Annotated in this window: 25 protein-coding genes and 1 other RNA gene; 12 read left to right on the top strand and 14 right to left on the bottom strand. The window is 64.0% G+C overall.

Annotated features, from left to right (window positions below; translation table 11 throughout):
- Positions 1–10 precede the first annotated feature (10 nt).
- Positions 11–1,156 carry an adenosyl-hopene transferase HpnH gene (gene hpnH / locus B7Y49_RS11605; protein WP_374127752.1) on the top strand — a complete coding sequence of 382 codons (1,146 nt, stop codon included), beginning with the start codon at positions 11–13 and terminating at the stop codon, positions 1,154–1,156.
- Here hpnH and B7Y49_RS11600 read toward each other — a convergent pair.
- The 7 genes from B7Y49_RS11600 to hpnA form a co-directional block, all read right to left on the bottom strand.
- A complete protein-coding gene (locus B7Y49_RS11600; RefSeq protein ID WP_374127751.1) occupies positions 1,153–1,845 on the bottom strand; it encodes a phosphorylase in 693 nt (230 codons plus the stop codon). The two genes, hpnH and B7Y49_RS11600, sit on opposite strands and share 4 nt — an antisense overlap.
- Positions 1,846–1,998: 153 nt before the next feature.
- Positions 1,999–3,951, bottom strand: a complete 1,953-nt coding sequence (gene shc, locus B7Y49_RS11595) for a squalene--hopene cyclase (RefSeq protein WP_374127750.1) — start codon at positions 3,949–3,951, stop codon at positions 1,999–2,001.
- 124 nt (positions 3,952–4,075) lie between these two features.
- On the bottom strand, positions 4,076–5,434 hold the full coding sequence (locus B7Y49_RS11590) for an FAD-dependent oxidoreductase (protein WP_374127749.1): 1,359 nt from the start codon (positions 5,432–5,434) through the stop codon (positions 4,076–4,078).
- A complete protein-coding gene (gene hpnD / locus B7Y49_RS11585) occupies positions 5,431–6,270 on the bottom strand; it encodes a presqualene diphosphate synthase HpnD (RefSeq protein ID WP_374127748.1) in 840 nt (279 codons plus the stop codon). Before hpnD ends, B7Y49_RS11590 begins: the two co-directional genes overlap by 4 nt.
- Complete coding sequence (gene hpnC, locus B7Y49_RS11580) at positions 6,267–7,103, bottom strand: squalene synthase HpnC (RefSeq protein ID WP_374127747.1); 837 nt, start codon at positions 7,101–7,103, stop codon at positions 6,267–6,269. Before hpnC ends, hpnD begins: the two co-directional genes overlap by 4 nt.
- Positions 7,100–8,236, bottom strand: a complete 1,137-nt coding sequence (locus tag B7Y49_RS11575; RefSeq protein ID WP_374127746.1) for a glycosyltransferase — start codon at positions 8,234–8,236, stop codon at positions 7,100–7,102. The genes hpnC and B7Y49_RS11575 overlap by 4 nt, the downstream gene beginning before the upstream one ends.
- A complete protein-coding gene (gene hpnA / locus B7Y49_RS11570; RefSeq protein WP_374127745.1) occupies positions 8,233–9,231 on the bottom strand; it encodes a hopanoid-associated sugar epimerase in 999 nt (332 codons plus the stop codon). Before hpnA ends, B7Y49_RS11575 begins: the two co-directional genes overlap by 4 nt.
- A gap of 84 nt (positions 9,232–9,315) precedes the next feature.
- Between hpnA and hpnI the strand changes: the two genes are divergently transcribed.
- From hpnI to B7Y49_RS11555, 3 genes are read left to right on the top strand one after another with little or no spacing between them, the layout of a single operon-like run.
- The gene (gene hpnI, locus B7Y49_RS11565) at positions 9,316–10,443 is read left to right on the top strand and encodes a bacteriohopanetetrol glucosamine biosynthesis glycosyltransferase HpnI (protein WP_374127744.1); all 1,128 of its coding nucleotides are present in this window, start codon (positions 9,316–9,318) and stop codon (positions 10,441–10,443) included.
- 16 nt (positions 10,444–10,459) lie between these two features.
- Positions 10,460–11,908: a hopanoid biosynthesis associated radical SAM protein HpnJ gene (gene hpnJ / locus B7Y49_RS11560; RefSeq protein ID WP_374127743.1), complete on the top strand. Its 1,449-nt coding sequence runs from the start codon at positions 10,460–10,462 to the stop codon at positions 11,906–11,908.
- 46 nt (positions 11,909–11,954) lie between these two features.
- A complete protein-coding gene (locus B7Y49_RS11555; RefSeq protein WP_374127742.1) occupies positions 11,955–12,929 on the top strand; it encodes a lysylphosphatidylglycerol synthase domain-containing protein in 975 nt (324 codons plus the stop codon).
- Between the two features lie 16 nt (positions 12,930–12,945).
- Here the strand turns inward: B7Y49_RS11555 and B7Y49_RS11550 are convergent, their stop codons facing one another.
- Positions 12,946–13,308 carry a GFA family protein gene (locus tag B7Y49_RS11550; RefSeq protein WP_374127741.1) on the bottom strand — a complete coding sequence of 121 codons (363 nt, stop codon included), beginning with the start codon at positions 13,306–13,308 and terminating at the stop codon, positions 12,946–12,948.
- Between the two features lie 14 nt (positions 13,309–13,322).
- On the bottom strand, positions 13,323–13,601 hold the full coding sequence (locus B7Y49_RS11545) for a chorismate mutase (protein WP_374127759.1): 279 nt from the start codon (positions 13,599–13,601) through the stop codon (positions 13,323–13,325).
- Positions 13,602–13,710: 109 nt separating this feature from the next.
- Here B7Y49_RS11545 and B7Y49_RS11540 point away from each other — a divergent pair, with 109 nt between their 5' ends.
- Genes B7Y49_RS11540 through B7Y49_RS11520 form a run of 5 tightly spaced genes read left to right on the top strand, consistent with a single transcriptional unit; the run spans position 13,711 to position 19,049 of the window.
- A complete protein-coding gene (locus tag B7Y49_RS11540) occupies positions 13,711–14,724 on the top strand; it encodes a polyprenyl synthetase family protein (protein ID WP_374127740.1) in 1,014 nt (337 codons plus the stop codon).
- Positions 14,725–14,743: 19 nt separating this feature from the next.
- Complete coding sequence (locus tag B7Y49_RS11535; RefSeq protein ID WP_374127739.1) at positions 14,744–15,943, top strand: NAD(P)/FAD-dependent oxidoreductase; 1,200 nt, start codon at positions 14,744–14,746, stop codon at positions 15,941–15,943.
- Positions 15,940–18,405, top strand: a complete 2,466-nt coding sequence (hrpB, locus tag B7Y49_RS11530; protein WP_374127738.1) for an ATP-dependent RNA helicase — start codon at positions 15,940–15,942, stop codon at positions 18,403–18,405. The genes B7Y49_RS11535 and hrpB overlap by 4 nt, the downstream gene beginning before the upstream one ends.
- A gap of 9 nt (positions 18,406–18,414) precedes the next feature.
- The gene (locus B7Y49_RS11525; protein ID WP_374127737.1) at positions 18,415–18,696 is read left to right on the top strand and encodes an ETC complex I subunit; all 282 of its coding nucleotides are present in this window, start codon (positions 18,415–18,417) and stop codon (positions 18,694–18,696) included.
- The gene (locus B7Y49_RS11520; protein ID WP_374127736.1) at positions 18,693–19,049 is read left to right on the top strand and encodes a nuclear transport factor 2 family protein; all 357 of its coding nucleotides are present in this window, start codon (positions 18,693–18,695) and stop codon (positions 19,047–19,049) included. Before B7Y49_RS11525 ends, B7Y49_RS11520 begins: the two co-directional genes overlap by 4 nt.
- Here the strand turns inward: B7Y49_RS11520 and B7Y49_RS11515 are convergent.
- Genes B7Y49_RS11515 through B7Y49_RS11500 form a run of 4 tightly spaced genes read right to left on the bottom strand, consistent with a single transcriptional unit; the run spans position 19,031 to position 21,607 of the window.
- The gene (locus B7Y49_RS11515; protein WP_374127735.1) at positions 19,031–19,540 is read right to left on the bottom strand and encodes an NUDIX hydrolase; all 510 of its coding nucleotides are present in this window, start codon (positions 19,538–19,540) and stop codon (positions 19,031–19,033) included. The genes B7Y49_RS11520 and B7Y49_RS11515 overlap by 19 nt on opposite strands.
- A complete protein-coding gene (locus B7Y49_RS11510) occupies positions 19,537–20,208 on the bottom strand; it encodes a TPM domain-containing protein (RefSeq protein WP_374127734.1) in 672 nt (223 codons plus the stop codon). The genes B7Y49_RS11515 and B7Y49_RS11510 overlap by 4 nt, the downstream gene beginning before the upstream one ends.
- Positions 20,208–21,035, bottom strand: a complete 828-nt coding sequence (locus B7Y49_RS11505) for a YgcG family protein (protein ID WP_374127758.1) — start codon at positions 21,033–21,035, stop codon at positions 20,208–20,210. The genes B7Y49_RS11510 and B7Y49_RS11505 overlap by 1 nt, the downstream gene beginning before the upstream one ends.
- Complete coding sequence (locus B7Y49_RS11500) at positions 21,032–21,607, bottom strand: LemA family protein (protein ID WP_374127733.1); 576 nt, start codon at positions 21,605–21,607, stop codon at positions 21,032–21,034. Before B7Y49_RS11500 ends, B7Y49_RS11505 begins: the two co-directional genes overlap by 4 nt.
- A gap of 162 nt (positions 21,608–21,769) precedes the next feature.
- On the opposite strand from B7Y49_RS11500, the gene mscL reads away from it, so the two are divergent.
- A complete protein-coding gene (mscL, locus tag B7Y49_RS11495; protein ID WP_374127732.1) occupies positions 21,770–22,204 on the top strand; it encodes a large-conductance mechanosensitive channel protein MscL in 435 nt (144 codons plus the stop codon).
- A 10-nt stretch (positions 22,205–22,214) separates the two neighbouring features.
- Positions 22,215–22,778 (top strand): hypothetical protein, encoded by a 564-nt coding sequence (locus B7Y49_RS11490; RefSeq protein WP_374127731.1) that lies wholly within the window; start codon positions 22,215–22,217, stop codon positions 22,776–22,778.
- Positions 22,779–22,799: 21 nt separating this feature from the next.
- Here the strand turns inward: B7Y49_RS11490 and B7Y49_RS11485 are convergent, their stop codons facing one another.
- Positions 22,800–23,231, bottom strand: coding sequence for an Rrf2 family transcriptional regulator (locus B7Y49_RS11485; protein ID WP_374127730.1), 432 nt, complete (start codon positions 23,229–23,231; stop codon positions 22,800–22,802).
- 42 nt (positions 23,232–23,273) lie between these two features.
- Here B7Y49_RS11485 and ssrA point away from each other — a divergent pair.
- Positions 23,274–23,582, top strand: a transfer-messenger RNA (tmRNA) gene (ssrA, locus tag B7Y49_RS11480); the annotation flags it as partial.

Here is a 23,582-nt window from a genome sequence, read left to right as displayed (position 1 = left end):
AACGACCGCAATGACCCTTCCGATCAACCTGCTCGCGCGCATTGGTGGCTATACCGTCAAGAAGCATCTGAGCGGCCAGAAATACCCGCTCGTGCTGATGCTCGAGCCGCTGCTGCGCTGCAACTTGGCGTGCCCGGGCTGCGGGAAGATCGATTATCCCGATGCGATCCTGAACCAGCGGCTGAGCGTGCAGCAGTGCATGGACGCGATCGACGAATGCGGCGCCCCCGCCGTGTCGATCGCCGGCGGCGAGCCGTTGCTCCACCGCGACATGCCAAAGATCGTCGAGGGCTATATCGCGAAGAAGAAGTTCGTGATCCTCTGCACCAATGCACTGCTGCTGAAAAAGAAGATCGACGATTACAAGCCGTCGACCTTCTTCACCTGGTCGATCCATCTCGATGGCGACAAGGGGATGCACGATCACGCGGTCGATCAGGACGGCACCTATGAAGTCGCGATCGAAGCGATCGAAATGGCCAAAGCCAAGGGCTTCCGTGTCCAGGTGAACTGCACCGTGTTCGACGGCGCTGACCCGGAGCGGCTTGCGAGCTTTTTCGACGAAATGGAAAAGCGCGGCGTCGAGATCACGATCTCGCCCGGCTATTCCTATGAGCGCGCCGCCGATCAGGAGCATTTCCTGACGCGCGAACGCACCAAGAATTTCTTCCGCGACGTGTTCCGCCGTGGCGATGGCGGCCGCAAGTGGAGCTTCACCAACTCTCCGCTGTTCCTCGATTTCCTGGCCGGCAACCAGACCTATGAATGCACCCCCTGGTCGATGCCGCTGCGCACCGTGTTCGGCTGGCAGAAGCCCTGTTATCTGGTCGGCGAAGGCTATGTCGACACGTTCGCTGAGCTGATGGAAGGCACCAACTGGGACGATTACGGCGTCGGCAAGTACGAGAAATGCTCGAACTGCATGGTCCATTGCGGCTTCGAAGGCACCGCCGCCACCGACGCGATCCGCAACCCGCTCAAGATGTTCACGGTAGGCCGCAAGGGGGTCCGCACCGAAGGCCCGATGGCACCCGATATCGACATCAGCAACGCCCGCAAGGCCGAGGACGTCCACTCGACCCATGTCGAGCGCGAGCTGGAGCGGATCAAGAACGCTGATCCGGAAGGCTATAAGCGGGTACAGCGCGCGGCTTAAGGACGATTCAACGCCGCAATTGCATGCGATACCTGGCGTAGCGCGCGAAATGCTGCCTCGGCATTTTGCCCGGTTTTGATCAGCGCGGGCAGCTGACCCGGCCGACGCGCGAGCGACGTGAGTACCTTGCCGAGCGCCATCGATCCGTCGGGGCTCATGCCAACGAGTGCGGCGGGCGGTAGCGATTCGTGTGCCGTGTCGGAGATTGTCCGCATAGCGATAAAGGGCAGGCCGTGGCGCGCGGCCACGCGGGCGGCAATGTGCGATTCCATGTCGACGGCAAGGGCGCCGGTGGCGGCGTAGAGCGCGGCCTTTTCAGCCGCGGTAGCGGCGATGTGATCCTGGCCGATGATTTGGCCGTAACGGGCATGGGGCAGGGCAGCCCTTAATTCTTCTCCCCAACCGTTCGTGTCGAGCGAAGTCGAGACACCCCGCGCAACGCTGGTGGCTTGTTTCTCGACTTCGCTCGAAACGAACGGGGGTTGGTGAATGACGACATCCCCCGCCGTCAGCGCAGGATCAAGCGCGCCGGCGATGCCCGCCGACACAATTATCGTCGCGCCTGCCGCTTGACCATCAAGCACCGCCTCAAGCCGCACCGCATCACCCCCGCCGGGAATCGCAATCACACCCAGCCCGCGCAGGATATTGGCCTCTCGCTGGAGTCCGCAGGCAACGAGGATCGTCACACGCGCTGGTCCAGACACAAACCGTCACCCCGGACTTGTTCCGGGGTCCACCGTGCCAGCCGCAACGTCATTGCAAGGGGAGAAGTGGACCCCGGAACAAGTCCGGGGTGACGGGGAGGGGTGAGATGGCGCAGCGCGATAAGTCCAACAGGGTCACATCCCGAACGCCACGGTCTTGTCGTTCGACCGTTTCAAATTCCGGTACCGCGCGACCGCCCAGAGCGGGAAATATTTCGGATAGCCGTGATAGCGCAGGTAGAACACCCGCGGGAAACCGCCGCCGGTATACATTTCCTGCCCCCACAGTCCGTCTGCGTCCTGATTGGCGACCAGCCACTCGACGCCGCGCGCGACCGCCGGATGCTCCACCGCTCCCGCCGCCATTAGCGCGAGCAGTGCCCAGGCGGTCTGCGATGCGGTGGAAGGGGCAGGGGTGTAGCCCGCATAATCGAGCGCATAGCTGTCGCAATCCTCACCCCAGCCGCCATCCTTGTTCTGGATCGACACCAGCCAGTCGACCGCGCGTTCCATCGTCGGCGCTCCGGGCGAAATGCCTGCCGCGTTCAGCGCGCACAGCACCGACCAGGTGCCATAGATGTAATTTACCCCCCAGCGCCCAAACCAGGATCCGTCGGGCATCTGCTCCTCGGCCAGATAGGCAAGCGCGGCCTTCATCCGGGGGCTGTCGGTCTCGCCCAATTGCGCCATCATAGACACGCAGCGCGCCGTCACGTCGCTGGTCGGCGGATCGAGCAGCGCGCCGTGATCGGCAAAGGGGATGTTGTTGAGGTAATCATATGTATTGTCGGCATCGAACGCGCCAAAGCCGCCATTTTTCGATTGCAGCCCGACGGTCCATTCATTGCCGCGCGCAATCGCCTCGTCGTAACCGCCGGCCAGCGCCAGTTTGTCGCGTGCCCGGTCCATCGCCATCACCACGACGGCGGTATCGTCGAGATCGGGGTAATGCGCGTTGTTATACTGGAACGCCCAGCCGCCGGGCCGCACATCGGGCTTCACTTCGGCCCAGTCGCCTTTCACGTCCAACACCTGGAGCGGCTTCAGCCATTCGAGCGCGGCCCTTGCGCGGCGTTCATTCTCTTCGCCACCCGCCTCGAGCATCGCATGCGCGGCGAGTGCGGTATCCCAGACGGGGGATACGCAGGGCTGGCAATAGGCCTCGTCGTCCTTGATCACGAGCAGGTTTTCGACCGATTTGCGCGCAATTGCCCGGTGCGGATGGTCTTCAGGATAGCCCAGGCAATCGAACATCATCACCGAATTGGCCATCGCCGGATAGATCGCGCCCAGCCCATCCTGGCCGTTCAGCCGTTCGGTGACGAAATCGACACAGGCCTTCATCGCCTTGGCGCGCAAACCCTTGGGCCAGAGCGGTTCGACGCGCTTCAGCACCACGTCGAGTCCGCCGAAAAAGATCTGCCACGATCGTTTGGCACCCGCCGCCTGGCTTTTCAGTGGCGCTGCTTTCAGCGTGTAGAGTTCGTCGACCAGCACGCCTGACGGGTTCTTGGCCACTGGCTGCTTTGCGGCGAGCACCAGCAGCGGCACGATGACGGTGCGCGCCCAGTACGACATTTTCGACAGATGCACCGGGAACCAGCGCGGCAGCAGGATCAGCTCAACGGGCATTGTCGGCACGACGCTCCACGATCCAGCGCCGAACAGTGCGAGCTGAATTCGCGTGAACACATTCACCGCCGCCGCCCCACCCGCCGCATGGATCGCCTCGCGCGCACGGACCATGTGCGGCGCGTCCACATCGTCGCCGATCATCTTGAGCGCGAAATAGGCCTTTACGCTGGCAGAGGTGTCGAACGCGCCGCCGTGGAACAGCGGCCAGCCATGATGTTCGGCGGACTGGATACGGCGCAGATAGTTGCCGATCTTGGCCTCGAGGGTCGCATCGCGCTGCTCACCCAGATAATGTTTCAGCAGCACGAATTCGGCGGGGATCGTCGCGTCCGCTTCCAGTTCGAACACCCAGTGGCCATCGTCCTTTTGCGCGCGCGACAAGGCATCGGCGGCGCGGTTGGCGCAGGCGTCGATGGCGGCGAGTGGATCGGTGATCGTTGCGGTAGCGGTCATGATGTAGTGGCTAGAGGATATCGTGTAGAATTTGAACCACCCCCGTTCGGCCTGAGCGCAGTCGAAGGCCAAGGGTAGCGCGGGGTGCTTCGACTTCGCTCAGCACGAACGGGCCGTGGGACAATCATCGTCCCGCCAACCTCGCCGCCGTCACGCCTGACCGGATCGCGCCTTCAATCGTCGCGGGCAGCCCGGTCTGCGTCCAGTCCCCTGCCAGGAACAGGTTGCGCCACCGCGTTGCCGCCCCTGGCCGCCGCGCATCCTGTTCGGGCGTCGCGGCGAAGGTCGCGCGCTTTTCCTTCACGATTTGCCACGCGGGCAGCGGCGCGTCGATGTCGTGGACCGCGCAAATCTCCGTCCAGAACAGCGCTGCAAGTTCGGCCCGGTCGGTGTCGACCAGCCGGTCTGCCCCGCTCACGGTAATAGACAATCGGTCCTCGAACGCGAAAACCCATTCGGTCGTCCCGCCGATCACCCCGATCATCGCGGGCGTGCCCGGCGGCGGTGCGAACGCGAAATGCGCGTTGACGATTGCGCGGAAATCATTGGGCACGGTCAGGTCAGGCACCAGCGCCTCGGCCACCCAGGGAGGCACCGCGAGCACGACTGGCCCGGTCACCGGTTGCGGCCCGTCGCCGAAATCGAGCGCGGTGACGCGATCACCGTCGAACACCAGCGCCCGCAGCCGCTTGCCGGTCGTCACATCGCTGCCCCGTGACCGCAGCCAGTCGAGCGCTGGATCAACGAACGCCGCTGCCAGTGTCGGCTCGGCGATGCGGGGGCGGGTGGCCAGCCCTCCGCGCGCCAGCGATCCACGCACCACCGCCGCCGCCAACGATGCCGATCCCTCGCGCGGATCGGTGTTCAGCGCTGACAACAGCACCGGTTCCAGCAACCGATCCCACAATACGCCTCCCGTTGCGATCCGATCAGCCACGGTATCGGCCTTGCCGCCCACCAGCAGCTTGCCCAACGCGAGATGGGCGAGCGGGCCTGCGCCGGGCACGCGGCGCTGTTTCGAAAACAGCCACCACGGCACCGCGCTGTCATTGGGGCGGAAGGTCCAGCGGGGGAAGGGAAGGGCCTCGCTCCCCCCTCCCGTCATTCCCGCGAAAGCGGGAACCCCTCGCTCACCCTCAGCGTCTTCATCTTTGGAGCGCGATAGGTTCCCGCTTTCGCGGGAATGACGAGGGGGGCGGTATAGCCCGCCTATATCGACGAATTCGAAATCGGCATGGTCTGGCCCGCTCAACCGGTCACGCGCGCCGATGGTGCCCAGATACGCCATCACTGCATCATTTCCGGCCAGCACCAGGTGATTGCCGTTATCGATCACCCGGCCAAGCTGTGGGTCATGATAGCTCCGGCACCGCCCGCCGCCTTGCGCGGCGCTGTCAGCAACGTCGACCGCAAAGCCTGCGCGCGTCAGCTCGATGGCGGCGGAAAGCCCGGCCATCCCTGCGCCAATAATGTGCGCCTTCACCGGAACAGCCACAATTTCCCGACCGTGAAGAGCAGCGCGACCTTGTTCACCTTGATCCGCTCGCGCGGCGGGGCCCAGCCGACCGCCTGCATCCGCCCGAGAATCTTGTGGTATACCGCGGCCATTAGCTTGGGCGCGATCAGATGGCCCTTGGGCTTGCGCTTCAGGATCGCTTCGGCGGCGACATAATGTTGCTCAGCGAGCGCGGCGAGATCGCGGCAGGCGGCATCGATATTCGGGTCGCGCGCCACCGCCTCGGGGCTGCTCATGTCGACGCCCGCCGCTGCCAGATGCTCGCGCGCCAGATAGACCCGGCCGATCGCCGCATCCTCATCGATGTCGCGCAGGATGTTGGTGAATTGCAGCGCCCGGCCTAGATGATGGGCCAGCTTCACCCCTTCGGCATCGTCCATGCCGAAAATCTTCACCGACAGTCGCCCAACCGCCGATGCCACCCGGTCGCAATAGAGATCGAGCTCTTCGAAGCTGGGATAGCGGACGAAATCGGCGGTATCGGTCGCCATCCCGTCGATCACCGCCAGGAAATCCGCCTTGTCGAGCTTAAACCGCCGCACGGCTTCGGCGACCAGCGCCGCCTGGCCCGGATCGCCGCCCGCATAGAGCGATTCGATATCGGCGCGCCACTGGTCGAGCGCCGCGGCACGGTCCGCTCGCGCGCCTTCCTCGTCATCGGCGATGTCGTCGACGATCCGGCAGAATCCGTACACGGCATACATCGCTTCGCGCTCAGCCTTGGGCAGCACGCGCATGCCAGCGTAAAAACTGCTGCCGGAAACTTGGGCTTGCAGCGCGGCGGGGGTATTGTCGGGGTTCATACCACCAGCCTTTTAATCGCAGCCCAGGCGGCAAGTCCCGCCATTTCCGCCTTGCCGTGGTGCACCCGCTCACTCAGCGGATCATGCGTGATCAGCCGCCGCGTGAGGCTTTCCGCAAGCCGCTGGATGATCGCCACTTCGACAGCCAGCCTTTTGTCCCTGATCTGCGAAGAGAACACCGACGATTGCTTGAGCAGCGCCAGCGTGCGCTGCGCCATGTCGATGATAACCGATCGTAGCGCTGAGGAGGCGCGCTCAGCGCCGAGATCCTCCACCGATGCCCCCGCCGCCGCCAGCATGTCGAGCGGGATATAGACCCGGTCGATCGCGCGGTAATCCTTCCCGCAGTCCTGCAGGTGATTGATCACCTGAAGCGCGGCGCAAAGTGCGTCCGATGCCGCCCAGGTGCGGCGATCCTCATGATGGACGTCGAGCACATACCGCCCGACGGGCATGGCCGACACGCGACAATAATCGATCAGTTGGTCCCATGTCGCCATACGGTTGACGGTGCAATCCTGCTCGAACGCGGTCAGCAAATCGAGGCCATGTTGCGGCGACAATGTGTAATCTGCCAGCACCTCGCGCAGTGCCAGCGCCTCGGCATTGACGTCGCTCGTCCCCGCCAGTGTCGATCGCATCGCGCCGAGCAACGCGAGCCGCTCGCTGGCCGGGGCCGATTCGTTATCCGCCACGTCATCGGCCGCACGCGCGAAACGATAAAAGGCCATCACCGGCGCGCGGTGTTCGCGCTTCAGCATGAAGCTGGCGACGGGGAAATTCTCGTCCTTGTGGCCCTTGCCGGAGGCAAGCGTGGCAGCTGACGCGGTCATGCGCCGATTGCCGCCTGTGCGCGACCCTTCCACATGCCCCCGCGACCACGCCAATGCGCCCAGGCCGACAGGAAAGTGCAGCCCGCGTAAAACAAGGCAATGCCGGGCAGGGCCACGCCCCATAAGGGCGATCGGCGATAGAAGCGAAGCATCGGTTGAAACGCGATTGCCATCAATGCCCAAGCCCCAAATCCCAAGGCTTGGGCATAGCCCTGCCCGAACAGGGTGAGCAAGACCGGGCCGAGGTAAATCAGTCCCAGTCCGAACAAGGTACCCGCCAGCAGCACCAGCGAATAATTGAGCTGCGCATAGGCGGATCGCGAAATCATCGCCGCGACCGACGCCCACGTGTCGTAGATTCGAATGCTGACCGACCGATCGGTCAGCCCCAGCCAGACCGCCCCCTGCCGCTTCATCAGCGCCCCGAAGGCGCAATCGTCGATCAGCGCGCCGCGCACCGCCGCGATGCCGCCTGCGCGCTCCAGTGCTTCGCGATTGGCGAGCATGCATCCGCCCGCCGCCGCGCCGACGCCAGTGGGCTTGTTCACCGCGCCAAAGGGGTAGAGCATCTGAAAGAACCAGACGAAGGCGGGGATCAGCGCGCGTTCGGCCAGACTTTCGCACCGCAACCGCGCCATCAGCGAGACGAGCACACGTTGCTCGCCTACTGCGCGGGTGACGAGTGTGCGCAGCGTGTCCGGGGCATGCGCGATATCGGCGTCGGTCAGCCAGAGATAATCGGGCGCCTCACCCGCCTCGGTGATGCCCTGCGAGACTGCCCAAAGCTTGCCGGTCCAGCCGGGGGCAAGGGGTTGGCCGGTCAGGATGGTCAGGCGGTGACTGGCATCGGCCAATCCCCGCGCAACATCCGCCGTGCCGTCACTCGAATTGTCATCGACCAGGACCACCCGGAACTCGCCGGGATAATCCTGTGCTATCAGGCTGCCGATCGAACGCGCGATCACATCCGCCTCGTCCCGTGCGGGTACCACCGCCGTCACCGCCGGCCAGTGCGCAGGTTCGGGCGGCAGGCCGCGCGAGTCACGCTCGGCTGTCAGCCAGAAGCTGTCGCGTGCGAACACCAGCACCAGCCACACCGCTAGCGCGATGCCCCCTGTGGTGAGGGCAATCACGTGATCTTCCCCGCCGCGCGGAACCACGCAATCGCATCGGCCAAGGCTTCCGGAAAGGGCCGCGCGCGATAGCCAAGTTCGGCCTCTGCCTTGGCCGACGAATAATACATATTGTGCGCGGCCATCTTCAGCGAATCGACCGTCAGGAACGGATCGCCGCCGGTCAGCCGGGCAATCGCTTCATTGGCATGGGCCATCGGGAAGAGCAGCGTGCGCGGGATGCTGATCGTGGGGGCTCTGTGGCCCATGATCAGGGCGATTTCGGCGAGCATCGCCCGGAGCGTCACGTCCTGCCCGCCGAGCACATAACGTTCGCCGATCTGCCCTTTCTCCAATGCCAACAAATGCCCAGCGGCCACATCATCGACATGCACCAGGTTCAGCCCGCTTTCGACAAAGGCCGGCATCTTGCCATTGGCCGCCTCCACCACGATTCGCCCGGTCGGGGTGGGTTTCACGTCGCGCGGGCCGATCGGGGTGGAGGGGTTGACGATCACCGCGGGCAAGCCCTCGGCGGCCATTGCCTCGACCAGCCGTTCGGCGACCACCTTGCTGCGTTTATACGCGCCAACCGCCTGTTCCGGCGTCGCGGGGCGCGTTTCATCAGCCGCGCCGTGATCATCGGGCAGCAACGTTGCGACGCTGGATGTATAGACGATCCGTTCGATACCCGCGGCGCGCGCGGCGTTCATCACCGCGAGCGTGCCGGCGCGGTTGTTGCGGACGATATCCTCCGGGTCGGGCGCCCAGAGCCGATAGTCTGCGGCAACATGAAACAGATAGCGCGCCCCGGTTGCGGCCCGCAGCACCGATGCCTCGTCGCGAATATCGCCTTCGATCAGATCGGCGCGGAGATCGTTGGTGTTGGTGCGGTCACTGTCGCGGCGGACCAGCAGGCGGAGGTCGGCCCCGCGTGCCGCCAGCGCGCGCGCGACCGCCGAGCCGACAAAGCCGCTCGCCCCCGTCACCAGCACCGGAACGTCTGTGAAATCCATTAACGCTCCCCTTGCCCTCAATTTCTCCCTAGACGCCGCGGGGGCGGGATGGAAAGCCGTGTTGCGGAGGGAAGACGGACTAAAATGGTGCTGACGATCGCCTCGATCCTGGTGTTGGCCATGGCGGTGGCAGGCGCACTTTTCAACGTCGCCGCTGCGTTTCTGATCCGCGGGCCCGGGCCGGTGCCGGTACTGGCCGACTGGCCCGGCATCACCGTGCTGAAGCCTGTGCACGGCACCGAACCCGCGCTTGCAGCCAACCTCGCGGCTTTGTTCGCGCAGGATTATCCCGGACCGGTGCAGATCATCTTCGGCACGCGTAACCCCGATGATCCAGCGCTTGCGGTGATTGCCGATATGCGGGCGCGCTACCTCGAGGCGGATATCGACATCGTCATCAGCGATCGCCGCTGGGGCGCGAACAATAAACTCTCGAACCTTGCCAATATGGACGAGGTCGGTCGCCACCCGCTGGTGGTGATCGCCGACAGCGACGTGGATTGGTCACCCGATACGCTGCGGCGGCTGGCGGGCGCGCTTGCCGAGCCAGGGGTTGGGCTCGCCAGTTGTCTCCATGTCGGGCGCGGCGATGCCGGGGGGTGGTCGGTGCTCGCCGCGATGGATTTGTCATACCGGTTCATGCCCAGCGTGCTGATGGGTGTCGCGCTTGGCATGGCCAAGCCAACGCTGGGGCCGACCATGGCGTTCACTCGCGACACCCTTGGCCGAATCGGCGGGTTTGCGGCGTTCGGCGATGTTCTTGCCGATGATTATGAAATGGGGGAGGCGGTACGCGCGCTCGGGCTGCGGACGGTGCTGCCGCCTTTCTACATCACGCACGGCTGTTCGGAGGCAAGCCTGCCCGCGCTGGCACGCCACGAACTCCGCTGGACGGTGACGATCTTCCGAATCGATCCCGCCGGTTTCGCCGGTAGCTTGGTGGTCCACACGCTGCCGATGGCGCTGATCGGCGCGGCGCTGGCCGGATTTTCAACCGCCGGATTGGCGGTACTGGCGGTCGCGTTCGCTTCTCGCGCGCTCGTCCGGCTGCGGATGGACATCGCTTCGGGCAGCGTATCCGGGCCGCTGATGCTGGTGCCAATTCGAGACCTGCTGTCTTTCGTGCTGTTTTGCGCTACTTTCTTTGTTCACAAAGTCGATTGGCGAGGCTCGCAATTCCGGGTAACTCGTGATGGACGACTGCAATCGTGATAAGGGTTCCACGGCTATGATGCGCTCTTTGTTCCTCCAGGCGCCCTCGTTTGACGGCTATGACGGCGGCGCCGGCGCGCGCTATCAAATGAAGCGCGAGGTGAAGTCCTTCTGGTATCCGACCTGGCTGGCCCAGCCTGCGGCGATGATCGAGGGATCGAAATTGATCGACGCGCCGGCCCACAATCTGTCGTGGGACGATATCGCGCATGAATTCGATACGCGTGATCTGGTGATTCTCCACACCTCGACGCCCAGCTTCAATCAAGACATCCGCACCGCCCGCCTGATCAAGGAACGCAACCCCAAGATCCTGATTGCGTTCGTCGGCGCGAAGGTGATGATCGACGATGAGGCGAGCCTGAAAGCGTGCGAAGCGATCGATCTTGTCTGCCGTGAGGAATATGATTTCACCTGCGTCGAACTGGCGGAGGGGCGCCCGCTCGCCGAAATCGATGGCATCACCTGGCGCGCAGCCGACGGGACGATCGTCCGCAACAAGGACCGCGCCGCGATTGAGGATATGGATATCCTGCCGATGGTGTCGCCAATCTACAAACGTGATCTCGATACGTCCAGGTATTATGGCGGGTATCAGCGTTACCCTTATGTGTCCTTTTACACCGGGCGTGGATGCAAGAGCCGCTGCACTTTCTGCCTCTGGCCGCAGACGATCAGTGGACATCGTTACCGGCATCAAAGCGTGCCAAAGGTGATCGAAGAGGTAAAATACATCCTTCGCGAAATGCCGGAAGTGAACGAGATCTTCTTCGACGACGACACGCTGGCCGATGCCCATGATTTCGTCGTCGAATTGTCGGGTGCGCTGCGCGAGCTCGGCTTTGGTACGCCCGGTTTTCGCGTCACCTGGGGCTGCAACGCCAAGGCCAATGTGCCCTATCCGGTGCTCAAGGCGATGAAGGAAGGCGGCTGCCGCGTTCTGCTGGTCGGCTATGAAAGCGGCAACCAGCAGATTTTGCACAACATCAAGAAGGGCCTGCGCGTTGATGTCGCGCGGCAATTCACCAAGGACGCGCACGCGCTCGGCCTGACGATTCACGGAACCTTCATTCTTGGGTTGCCCGGCGAAACGCTGGAGACAATCGAGGAGACGATCCAATACGCCAAGGAAATCGATCCGCATACAATCCAGGTATCGCTGGCCGCACCCTATCCCGGCACGTTTCTTTACAAGCAGGCGATCGAAAATGGCTGGTTCGACAATGAAGACCATCTGCTGACGGATGGCGGCAATCAGATTGCCCAGCTCAGCTATCCGCACCTCCCTTCGTCGGTGATCTTCGAAAAGGTCGAGGAGTTCTACAAACGCTTCTATTTCCGCCCGTCGAAGATCGGGTCAATCGTCTGGGAAATGCTGCGCGACTGGGACATGATGAAGCGCCGCCTGCGTGAGGGCGTCGAGTTTTTTGACTTCCTCAGCCGTCGCAAGGAAGCTGCGGGCTGATTTGCCCTCGGCCTGATCTCCCCCAAACTGATCTGCAACGCGTGCAATGCTGAAATATCTTGCCCTGATCCTGACCGTGATCGGGCTGATCGCCGCGCTGTGGCTGATCGGCGCGACGGGCTGGCAAAATGTGATTGCAGGCGTGTCGAGCATCGGTGTGCTCGGCTTTCTGGCGCTGATGGGCTGGACGGGGATCAACCTGACGATCCTGGGCGCGGCGTGGCTCGCGGTGGCCCCTGGCATTGCGCGCAGTCAGCTCGGCACCTTCGCCTGGGCGCGAACGACGCGCGAGGCGGCGACCGATGTGCTCCCCTTTTCGCAGTTCGGCGGGCTGGTGGTGGGCGCGCGCACCGCGATTGCGGGCGGCATCCGCGAATCGCTGGTTTATGCCTCGCTGATCGCTGATCAGACGACCGAATTGGCCGCGCAACTGGTGTTCACGATGTTCGGCGTCGTCATGCTTGCGCTCGTGCTGACTGACCAGCCGGTCGCGGCTGGCGTGTTGCCTTTGGTGCTTGGCGGGCTCGCGCTGATGGCCGGAATCATGGCGCTGTTTGCCTTTGGTCAGCGCCCAGTGCTGAAAATGGCGCAGGGGCTCGCCGGACGGCTGTTGCCACAATCGGTGGCGACGATGAGCGCGCTGACGATTGAGCTCGACGCGATTTATGCGCAGCGCGGCCGGGTGATTGCGGCGTTTCTGCTTCATTTTCTCGCCTGGGTGTTCAGTGCAGCTGGCGCGTGGATGGCGCTGCGCTTCATGGGGAGCGCATTGCCGCTCGTCGATGTGCTGACGATTGAGGCGCTGATCTTTACGCTGCGCACTGTCGCGTTCGCGATTCCCGGCGGCGTCGGCGTGCAGGAGGCCGCCTATCTGCTGATCGGCCCGCTATTTGGCCTCACCCCCAGCGCCGCGCTCGCGCTGTCGCTCGTCAAGCGCGCGCGGGATATCGCGGTGGGCGTGCCGGGTATCTTGCTATGGCAGGCGTTCGAGGTGCGGGCGCTGCGCCGGGTTCCGGTCTAACGACGACAACCGCCGCTTATTGATCTTTTTGCGGCAAACCGTCGGCGATCTGGTAGTAATCGCCCTTGTCCGCAACGAAGATGTGGATCCCGAGATGCGTTTGCGTCGCGCTGTCCATCGCGCCCATCGATACGGCGATTCGCGCCTTACCGATCGGTTCCCAGAACAGGAACGAGCCGCAGGTTGAACAAAAGCCCCGACGCACCTTTGGCGAGGCTTGAAACCATGTCACATTGTCCTCACCCTCGATCGTGATCGCGTCGTGCTGGACATTGGTGGAGGCCCAGAAATGCCCCGATTGTTTGCGACACTGGGTACAATGGCATGCATCGGGCGGGTGCAACGGTTCGCTGACCGTAAAACGGACCGTGCCGCACAAGCATGATCCTCTAATCATCCCTGTAGCTTCTCATGATGCCGGATCACCTCATCGATGATGAAGCGCAGGAACTTCTCGGAAAATTCCGGATCGAGCTGGGCATCATTCGCCAGCGCCCGCAGGCGCGCGATCTGTGCTGTTTCGCGTGCCGGATCAGCCGGCGGCAGGCCATGCGTTGCCTTGTAGCGGCCCACTGCCTGAGTCACCTTGAACCGCTCGGCGAGCAGGAAGACGAGCGCGGCGTCGATATTGTCGATGCTCTGGCGATAGCTGCTCAGCGTTTCATCCGGCACGTTCACGCCCCTTTTTTTCGATCTGGTGCCCTTTTTGGGCGGGGAGGCACCACTGCGCAAGCGGCATTCCCTTGCGTTTATCGCCTCGAGCCGCCACATCGCGGAAACCATGACAGCGACCATCCACCGCATCGATCCACGGCCGTCACCGTCCCTCGATCCGATGGTCGCGTTGGTCGCGAAGGACATGAACCTTGTCAACGCGGTCATCCTTGATCGCATGCAATCGCAGATTCCCTTGATTCCCGAGCTTGCCGGCCATCTGATCGCGGGCGGCGGTAAGCGGATGCGACCGATGCTCACGCTCGCGAGCGCAGCCCTGCTTGGGTATACCGGCACGCGCCATCACGGGCTGGCTGCGGCCGTCGAGTTTATTCACACTGCCACGCTGCTTCATGACGATGTCGTCGATGGCAGCGATTTGCGGCGTGGTCGGCGGACCGCCAACAATATCTGGGGCAATCCGGCAACAGTGCTGGTCGGCGATTTCCTGTTCAGCCGTGCGTTCGAGCTGATGGTCGACGATGGCAGCCAGAAAGTGTTGAAAATCCTGAGCCATGCCAGCGCGGTGATTGCTGAGGGCGAAGTCAACCAGCTGACAGCGACTCGCCTGATCGAACTCGGCGAGGAACGCTATCTCGACATTATCGGCGCCAAAACGGCGGCGCTGTTTGCTGCTGCCTGCCGCGTATCGGCAGTGGTGGCCGAGCGGCCCGACTCGGAGGAAGCTGCGCTCGACGCGTATGGCCGCAATCTGGGGATCGCTTTCCAGTTGGTCGACGATGCGATTGATTACGTGTCCGACGCAGGCACGATGGGCAAGGATGCCGGCGATGATTTCCGCGAGGGCAAGGTGACGCTGCCCGTCATTCTCGCTTATGCGCGCGGCAACGCCGAAGAACGCACCTTTTGGAAGGATGCGATCGAGGGGCGGCGTACGACCGATGAAGATCTCGCTCATGCCATCGCGCTGATCCAGTCGTCGCGGGGCGTTGACGATACGCTTGCCCGCGCCCGCCATTACGGCCAGCGCGCGATCGATTCGCTTGGCTGTTTCAGCAACGGCATGGCCAAGGCGGCGATGGTCGAAGCCGTCGAGTTCGCGATCGCCCGGGCGTATTGAGGCGCGGGTTCGGCCGAGGATGAGGCCGATCGATATTGCCGTTGCGGGGTGTGGCCCCTGCGGCCTTGCCACGGCGCTGCTCCTGGCGCGGGATGGCCACCGCGTTACCATTTTTGAACGGTTTGATGCGGCGCAACCGGTCGGTTCGGGCCTGATGCTGCAACCCACCGGACTAGCAGTGCTTGATCGGCTTGGGCTTGGCGATGCCGCGCGCGCCAAAGGGGCCGCGATCGAGCGACTGATTGGGCGGGCCGGTGCCAATGGGCCCGTCGTGCTCGATGTACGCTATGCGGCCATGCGGCGGCCGGTAAGCGGGATCGGTATCCACCGAGCGAGCCTGTTCGGACTTCTCCACGACGCAGTCCTAGAAGCGCGTATCGTGATCGAGACGGGTCGGCAGGTCGTCGGCAGCGCGTTGGTGGCGGACGGTAAACGGCGACTCGACTTTGCGGATGGCACCAGCGTGGGGCCGTTCGATCTTGTGGTCGACACGCTCGGCGCACGATCGGTGCTGGCAGCACCTACGGGTCGAGACTTGCCCTATGGGGCGCTATGGGCAAGCCTCGATTGGGTCGACGGCGCGGGTTTTGACGGTGCGGCGCTGGAACAGCGCTACCGCGCGGCGCGGCAAATGACCGGGGTGATGCCGATTGGTACGTCCCCCAATCACACCATGCCGCAGGCCGCCTTTTTCTGGTCTTTACGTGCCAATGCGCTCGATGCCTGGCGCAACCGGGGGTTGGCGGCGTGGGCCGACGAGGTGCGCACGCTGTGGCCGATCTGTGACGTCCTGCTCGACCAGATCGGCGATTCTGACCAATTGACGTTTGCGCGCTACGCGCACCGAACGCTGTCGCGTCCGGCGTCCACGGGGTTGATCCATATGGGGGACGCCTGGCATTCGACGAGCCCGCAACTCGGCCAGGGGGCCAATATGGCGCTGCTCGATGCTTGGGCGCTGGCGCAGGGGCTACGTAGCAGCGGATCGGTTGGCGAGGCGCTCGCCTGGACGGTGCATTTGCGATCGGATCACATTAACCTGTATCAAAACCTCAGCTACTGGCTGACGCCCGTCTATCAATCCGATGGCAACGTCGTGCCGTTTCTGCGTGACCGGTTGGTCGCCCCGCTCTCAAAAATCCCACCAATCCCCCATGTTCTGGCGATGCTGGTGAGCGGGCTGGTCGGCGCGCCGCTAGGTCGGCTGGATCTTGCATGATCCTGCCTATCCACGCCGTTCTGCCCGATTTGCTCGCCGCGCTACGCGCTGGGCCGAATGCGGTACTGGTCGCGCCGCCGGGCGCGGGGAAGACCACGGCGGTTGCCCCTGCGTTGCTGGACGAGGATTGGTGCAGCGGCGAGATCCTGCTGCTTTCCCCGCGCCGTTTGGCCGCGCGCGCGGCGGCGGAGCGCATGGCGGGACAGGCGGGAGAGGGCGTTGGCAAGACCTTTGGGTACGCCACGCGGATGGACAGTAAGCGATCGGCTGCTACTCGCGTAACGGTGATGACCGAGGGGATTTTCGTCAACCGCATCCAGGCCGATCCCGAACTGGCGGGGGTGTCGGCGGTGCTGTTCGACGAAGTGCATGAACGCAGCCTCGACAGCGATTTCGGGCTGGCGCTTGCGATCGATGCGCAAGGCGGCTTTCGGCCCGATCTGCGGCTGGTGGCGATGTCCGCTACGCTCGATGGTGCGCGGTTCGCCTCGCTGCTGGGGGACGCCCCTGTCGTCGAAAGCGAAGGGCGGAGTTATCCGCTAACGCTACGTCATATCGGTCGCGCGGTGGAGGCGCGGATCGAGGATAGCATGGCCAGCGCGATCCGCCAGGCGCTGCGCGACGAACAGGGCGGGGTTCTCGCCTTCCTGCCGGGCGTTGCTGAGATAGAGCGGGTGGCTGAGCGGCTCAGCGATCTGCCGCCGGGTATCGTCCTCCACCGACTCCACGGCAGTCTCGATCCCGCTGCGCAACGCGCCGCAATCGCGCCCGATCCGGATGGCGTGCGTAAGCTGGTACTCGCGACCTCGATTGCCGAGACGAGCCTCACGCTCGATGGCATCCGCGTCGTGGTCGATTCGGGGCTCGCCCGCCGCCCGCGTTATGATCGCGCGGCGGGCATGACGCGGCTGGTGACCGAGCGCGCCAGCCAGGCATCGGTCACCCAGCGCGCTGGTCGCGCGGCCCGGCAGGGGCCGGGGGTCGCCTATCGGTTGTGGGAGGAAGCGGCGACGGCGGGGCTGCCGCGCTTCGATCCACCGGAGATTCTCGAGGCCGATTTGTCAGCGCTGACGCTCGATTGCGCGCGCTGGGGGGTGGCCGATCCGCGCACGCTTGCCTGGATCGATCCGCCGCCCGATGCTGCCGTGGCGGAGGCGCGGGCGCGGCTGACGGCGCTAGGGGCGATCGATGGCGATGGTCGGGTAACACCGCACGGTGAGGCGATCGCGCGCCTGCCGCTCCCGCCCCGGCTCGGGCATATGCTGATCGAGGCGGGTAAAATGGGCCTTGCTACGACTGCCGCCCAGATTGCCGTCCTGCTCGGTGAGCGTGGGCTGGGCGGTACGGACGTCGACATGGACAGCCGCTTGCGTCGTTGGCGTAGCGAAAAGGGCGCGCGGGCCGAGAATGCCCGTCGGTTGGCGGCACGCTGGGCGGCGATCGTGGATGGCCCCCGTACCAGTGCGGCAACGGGTATAGATGTCGCCACCTGTATCGCGCTTGCCTTTCCCGATCGGATCGCCCGCCGTCGCGATTCTTCGGGAGAGAATTGGGCGTCGGCCGGAGGGCGGGGTTTTCGACTCGACCCCACATCATCGCTTGCCCGGAACGAATGGCTCGCGGTGGCGGAAACGCAGGGGTTGGCGGCGGGCGCTCGCATATTGTCTGCCGCAGCAATCGATCTCGCGACGGTCGAAACGTTGTTCGGCGACCGGATCGAAGCACGGCGCATTGTCAGCTTCGATCCTGCCACGGGCGGCGTGCAGGCAAGCCATGAACGACGGCTTGGTGCCATCCGCTTGGGTGGCGGCCCTGATTCGAACGCTGACCCGGCAGCGATCAGCGCCGCGTTGCTGGCGGGGTTGTGCGAGCACGGCCTGACACTGCTGCCCTGGTCCGAAACCGCGACCGCCCTGCGCCAGCGCGCTGCCTTTGCCGCCGCACACGGCGCGCCCGAGGTGGCGCTTGACGATGCCGCGCTACTCGCCCGCGCTGATGAATGGCTGGTGCCGTTGCTTGAGGGCAAGCGCAGGCTCGCCCAGATCGACAGCGGTGCGCTGACGGAGGCGTTGCGCGGCCTGATCGGGTGGGATGCATTACGCGCGATCGATCGGCTTGCGCCGCCGCGCTTCGATTCGCCCGCAGGCAGCAGTCATGAGATTGATTATGCCGCCGAAGCCGGGCCGACCGTCGAACTTCGCCCACAGGCGCTGTTCGGCCTTGCGCGGCATCCGATGATCGCGGATGGCCGCGTGCCGCTGGTGCTCAGCCTGACCTCACCTGCCGGTCGCCCGATCCAGACGACGCGCGATCTGCCGGGGTTCTGGGCGGGCAGCTGGACCGACGTCGCGCGGGAAATGCGCGGGCGCTATCCCCGCCATCCCTGGCCTGACGATCCAGCGAGTGCGGCGGCGACGCTGCGCACCAAAAATGCTGATGCGCGCCGCGCCCAAGCACAGTAAGGAGGCGGCATGATCACCGCCCGCATCTATCAACGCCCCAAAAACGCCATGCAATCGGGCCGCGCCCGCACGCAGATCTGGGTGCTCGAATTCGAGCCGAGCGAGGCCAAGCAGCCCGATCCGCTGACCGGCTGGGCAGGTTCGGGCGATGTGCGCGATCAATTGCGGCTGACCTTCCCGACGCTGGAAGCAGCGCAGGGTTATGCGACGCGTGAGGGCATCAATTTCCACGTCGTGCCCGCGCCCGAACGAAAGCTGAAGCTGCAGGCTTACGCCGATAATTTCCGGTGAGCCCGCGTTCGGTTGTCAAAGCGTGGATTCGGGCGTTCAACGCGACTGATATCGATGCGCTGATGGCGCTGTATCATGAGGAAGCGATCAACCATCAGGTTGTCCGCGATCCGGTGATTGGGCGTGACGCCATCCGTGCGATGTTCACCCGCGAATTTGCCAGCGCAACGATGCATTGCATCCCCGAAAATCTGTTCGAGGACGGCGAATGGGCGATCCTCGAATGGCATGACCCCACCGGCCTGCGCGGCTGCGGCTTTTTCCATGTCATCGACGGGGTGATCGAGTTCCAACGCGGTTACTGGGACCGGCTGAGTTTCGAGGCGGGGCAGGCTCAGGCGAGCAAGGACTGACCCAGCAGCAGCAACAGTTTCACGTCCATCGCCACACCCTCTGCCCGTTTCGCCGCAACGAAATCGGGTAGGGTGGAAAGGGCAACCCGGTGAACGGTGATGTCCTCCCCGTCATCCCCGCCACCGGGCCCAACCCGGGTCAGCCCGTGGGCACGGACCAGCGTGAAGCCTTCAGAGACCATGCCGGGGGAAGAATGGAAGAAACCGATCGGCTCGATTCGGTCGGCACGGTAGCCGGTCTCCTCTTCCAGTTCGCGGGCGGCTGCAATTTCCACCGCCTCACCGCTCGTCTCATCACCGACCAGACCGGCGGGCAGCTCCAGGCACCGCTTGCCCAGGGGAACGCGGAACTGCTCGACCAGGATGACATGGCCGTCATCAATCGCGACGATCACCGCCGCCTGAATGCCCCGCGCGCGCGACACATATTCCCAGGTGCCGTCGAGCTTGACGGTCAGGAACCGGCCTTCCCACGCGGTCGTCGCGCTCACAATTCGATCAGCCGATCGGGCAGTTCGTTCGAATCGTCATCGGCGCGGGGCAGATGCTGCGCCAGCAAATGGCCGACATGGCCGACCGCGGCGATCATCCCGGCGGCGATCTTCCCCTGCCGAACCTCCTTGATCAGCGCGGCCATCGCGTCTCCCCACTCGGCATCGGGTACCCGGGTGTGGATCGCCTCATCCGCGATGATCTCGGCCATATGCTCGCCAAGCGACAGATAGATAAGGATACCGGTGCGCCCGGCGGTGCGCGCTTCGGTGCCGACCTTGAACAGCTCGATCGCCCGGCGGCGCACCCGCCGGCGCCGCGTTGCCTTGGGCGTCAGCCGCAGCCGGAGCGGCATATAGGCTAGGCCATAGCGCACGATCAGGAATAGCGCAGTCATCGCCGCGAAGGTGATCAGCATCAGCTCGCGCATCTCGAAACTGCCCCAGCCGCCCGACAGCCGTTCGACGATGCCGAGCGGGAAGTCGGGCAGGGCGGCGAATACCAGCGGCGCCAGCAACGCCGCCAGCACCGCATATTGCAGGCCGACATCGTGGTAACTGTCGGAATGATCGGCGACGATCGTTACGATTTCGCCCGATGTGCCCGCCTCGGCGGCATGAACGGCCGCGCCGATCGCGGCGCGTTCTTCTGCGGTCGGTTTACGCATCACCAACTCCCTGACGATCCGCCGCCGCCGAACGATCCGCCGCCGCCGCCGCCCCAGTCGGAGCCGCCACCGCCGCCCCAGTCCGAACCGCCGCCACCGCCCCAGCCGGAGGAGCGCCCGCCGCTGTTCGACAGGCTGTTGAGCGCTGTCCACAACAGCACCTCACCCACCGCGCCGGCGACATTGTCGCTGCGGTAGCGCCGCCCGCGTGAGCGGCCGAACAGTAGCGGCAGCAACACGACGAAGAAGATCACGGTCATGATGATGATCGCGATCACCCAGTCGCCCGCCGAATTCTTCGACTTCGGCTTTTTCTTCACCAGCGCCGCTGCGCGGGCCTCACCCGCTTCGAGTGGCAATTTCATCTGCTCGGCAATCTCGGCCGCACCGGCCATGATCCCGCCGGGCAAGTCGCCCGCCTTGAACTTGGGGAGGATGGTGTTGCGGATGATCTGGCTCGACAAAGCGTCGGTCATGATCGGTTCGAGACCGTACCCAACCTCGATCCGCACCTTGCGTTCGTTCGGCGCGACGATCAGCAGGATGCCGTTATTCGCGTCCTTCTGCCCGATCTTCCACTCACGGCCCAGCCGATAGCCATAATCCTCGATCGGATAGCCCTGTAAATCGGGGATTGTCGCCACAACGAACTGGCGCGTTGATGCCTTCTCAATCTCGTCGGCCTGCGCGACCAGCGCGGCTTTCTGCGCCGGATTCAACAAGCCAGCCGCATCCACCACCTGCCCGCTGAGCGGCGGGAAGGTCTGAGCGGTCGCTGCGCTGCTCCACAGGAACAGCGCAGCGATAGCGGCAAGGATGCGGATCAGTTGAAATTGACCTTTGGTGCGGTGTCGGCGCCGGGCGTGGTGGCGGCGAAGGGCACCATTGGCTTGGCGCCGTAAATCAATGAGGCGCCGATAGCGTCGGGGAAGGTGCGGATGCGGGTGTTATAGGCCTGCACCGCGCCGTTATAATCGCGGCGCGCGATGGTGATGCGGTTCTCGGTGCCCTCGAGCTGCGACTGCAGCGTCTTATAGCCTTCCTGCGATTGCAGCTCTGGATAAGCCTCCTGCAGCCGCTGGAGCGACAGGCCAAGCGCGGCCTGGGTGCGTTCGAACTGCTGCACCTTGCCGGGATTGGTCAGATCGGCGGCGGAGACGTTGACGGTGTTGGCCGCCGCGCGCGCCTGCGTCACTTCGACGAGGATGCTCTTTTCCTGCGCGCCGGCAGCCTTCACCGTGGAAACGAGGTTCGGCACCAGATCGGCGCGGCGCTGATACTCGTTCTGCACATCGGCCCAGCGCGCCTTGGCGGCTTCCTCGGCAGTGGGAATGCTGTTGATTCCGCAAGCGGAGAGCAACGCGGCCGCAGCCAGCGCCATCACGGTACGAAGCTTCATGTCGGTCGTCCCTCTTTTGTCCAAAACCAAAATCTGCCGGTCGAATCTGTACGTCTAAGCCTTGACCCACCTAGCCCAGGCGGGTCCACTTGCCCAACCCATTTCGGCCCGAATGGCCGCAACAGTGCTAGGCGTATAATACACATTGGAACGGAGACGGCGATGTTCAAGGAGTTTCGGGATTTCATTGCACGCGGCAACGTGCTCGATCTGGCGGTGGGCGTCATCATCGGTGCCGCGTTCGGCACCATCACCAAATCGCTGACCGATGACGTGATCCTGCCCGTCGTCAGCGCGATTTTCGGCGGCTTCGATTTTTCACGTTATTTCATTCAGTTGGGTCCAGTGCCCGCAGGCTATACCGGATCACCAACCGATTATGCCGCGCTAAAGGCGGCGGGGGTGCCGCTGCTCGGCTATGGCGCGTTCGTGACGGTGGCGATCAATTTTCTGATCCTCGCCTTCATCATCTTCCAGATCGTGCGCGCCGCAAACCGAATCGTGCCCAAGCCCGAAGCGGCCCCCGTCGCAGAACCGGCGGATATCACGCTGCTGCGCGAAATCAGGGATGAGCTGAAAAAGAGCGGGGCGGCCTGAGGCGAACACCGTGTCCGATTTCGAGTTCATCTTTGCACTGTTCGGCCTGTTGCTCGGCCTGTCGCTTGCCGAAGTGCTGGCGGGGCTGGCGCGGGCGATAGAAGCAAAACTGATCCAGGGGGCCGCGGTGAAAATCGGCTGGCTCACCCCGTTGCTGGCCGCGTTCGTGCTGCTCGATCTGCTGTCGTTCTGGCAGGCCGCCTGGATCAATCGCGACATCGTCGAGATTTCCGGGCGGACATTGATGGCGGTGATGATCTTCGCCGGTGCCTATTATCTCGCGGCATCGTTGGTGTTCCCCAAATCGATCGGCGAGCGGACGGACTTCGACGATCATTTCTTTCGGGTAAGGCGGATCGTGCTCGGCGTCATGCTGGTACTGCTGGTTTGCCAGCTGGGCTGGTATCTCAGCGTACCGGCGCTTGCGGGTCTGCTCTCGCGCCCGTTGGCATTGGGGCTCACCATCGTGTTGGTGTTGCTGATGATCGCCGCGATGGTTGTTCGCGGCCCGCGCTGGAGCAGGGTGGCGATGCTGGCCCTCGTTGCGCGTTATGTGGTGGTGTATCTGATTTGAGCGGCTGGGGCGTTTCGACCCTCAGGCCGCCGCCAGATCCTGCGCATTGGCATCGGCCAGGCTGGTGCCGTCGAGAATCCGCGCGGTTTCATCGCGCACGCGCATCATCGCGTGGCGGATCGCGCAATCGGCTTCGCTCTTGCAGTCAGCGCATTTGCGGTACGCCGTGCGGCTGACGCAAGGGATGAGCGCCAGCGGCCCTTCGATCACGCGGATGATCTCTCCCAGCGAGATCAGGTGCGTCGGGCGCGACAGACAATAACCGCCCATTTTGCCGCGATGGCTGTGCAGCAGGCCGGCTTCGCGCAGATCGGCGAGGATCAGCTCAAGGAATTTGCGCGGCACATTCGCTTCCGCGGCGATCCGCGTCATTGGGATCGGGGCGGAACCCTTGGGAGCCTCTGCCAGGAAAAGCATCGCGCGTAGCGCGTAGCGGGAACGCTGCGTCAACATGATTGGACACTTATGGACGGACTTTGTGGCAAGTGAAAGGCGGACCTTTTCATTTTCAACGCGATGCCTATATCGGTTGTGCCGGGTTCGCCCGGCTATGGCGATAAATTGCCGCGTAGAATAGACGCAGCGGACCCGGGGGCAGTACCCGGCGGCTCCACCAAAAGCCCCGTGAAAGCGGGGCCTCTGACGGGGCCGAACCAGGATCGACGTGTGTTGAAAGGCGCTGTTTTTGCCCGGGCTGAGTAACCCGTAAAAGGCTCAAAACCACAAGTGCTAACGATAACGAAGCACTCGCAATTGCGGCCTAACCCAAGACTTAACGGTCTAGGTTAGTACGACGAAAGCGCG

The sequence above is a fragment of the Sphingomonas sp. 28-62-11 genome (assembly GCF_002278865.1).
Classification (GTDB): Bacteria; Pseudomonadota; Alphaproteobacteria; order Sphingomonadales; family Sphingomonadaceae; genus Sphingomonas.
The sequence above is the reverse complement of the archived record's forward strand: the minus strand, read 5'-3'. Positions and strand labels throughout refer to the sequence as shown.

Coding starts and splice junctions, on each gene's coding strand:
- hpnH (WP_374127752.1), top strand. CDS start 11: ATGACCCTTCCGATCAACCTGCTCGCGCGCATTGGTGGCTATACCGTC.
- shc (WP_374127750.1), bottom strand. CDS start 3,951: ATGACCGCTACCGCAACGATCACCGATCCACTCGCCGCCATCGACGCC.
- hpnD (WP_374127748.1), bottom strand. CDS start 6,270: ATGAACCCCGACAATACCCCCGCCGCGCTGCAAGCCCAAGTTTCCGGC.
- hpnC (WP_374127747.1), bottom strand. CDS start 7,103: ATGACCGCGTCAGCTGCCACGCTTGCCTCCGGCAAGGGCCACAAGGAC.
- hpnA (WP_374127745.1), bottom strand. CDS start 9,231: ATGGATTTCACAGACGTTCCGGTGCTGGTGACGGGGGCGAGCGGCTTT.
- hpnI (WP_374127744.1), top strand. CDS start 9,316: ATGGTGCTGACGATCGCCTCGATCCTGGTGTTGGCCATGGCGGTGGCA.
- hpnJ (WP_374127743.1), top strand. CDS start 10,460: ATGATGCGCTCTTTGTTCCTCCAGGCGCCCTCGTTTGACGGCTATGAC.
- B7Y49_RS11555 (WP_374127742.1), top strand. CDS start 11,955: ATGCTGAAATATCTTGCCCTGATCCTGACCGTGATCGGGCTGATCGCC.
- B7Y49_RS11540 (WP_374127740.1), top strand. CDS start 13,711: ATGACAGCGACCATCCACCGCATCGATCCACGGCCGTCACCGTCCCTC.
- B7Y49_RS11535 (WP_374127739.1), top strand. CDS start 14,744: ATGAGGCCGATCGATATTGCCGTTGCGGGGTGTGGCCCCTGCGGCCTT.
- hrpB (WP_374127738.1), top strand. CDS start 15,940: ATGATCCTGCCTATCCACGCCGTTCTGCCCGATTTGCTCGCCGCGCTA.
- B7Y49_RS11525 (WP_374127737.1), top strand. CDS start 18,415: ATGATCACCGCCCGCATCTATCAACGCCCCAAAAACGCCATGCAATCG.
- B7Y49_RS11510 (WP_374127734.1), bottom strand. CDS start 20,208: ATGCGTAAACCGACCGCAGAAGAACGCGCCGCGATCGGCGCGGCCGTT.
- B7Y49_RS11500 (WP_374127733.1), bottom strand. CDS start 21,607: ATGAAGCTTCGTACCGTGATGGCGCTGGCTGCGGCCGCGTTGCTCTCC.
- mscL (WP_374127732.1), top strand. CDS start 21,770: ATGTTCAAGGAGTTTCGGGATTTCATTGCACGCGGCAACGTGCTCGAT.
- B7Y49_RS11485 (WP_374127730.1), bottom strand. CDS start 23,231: ATGTTGACGCAGCGTTCCCGCTACGCGCTACGCGCGATGCTTTTCCTG.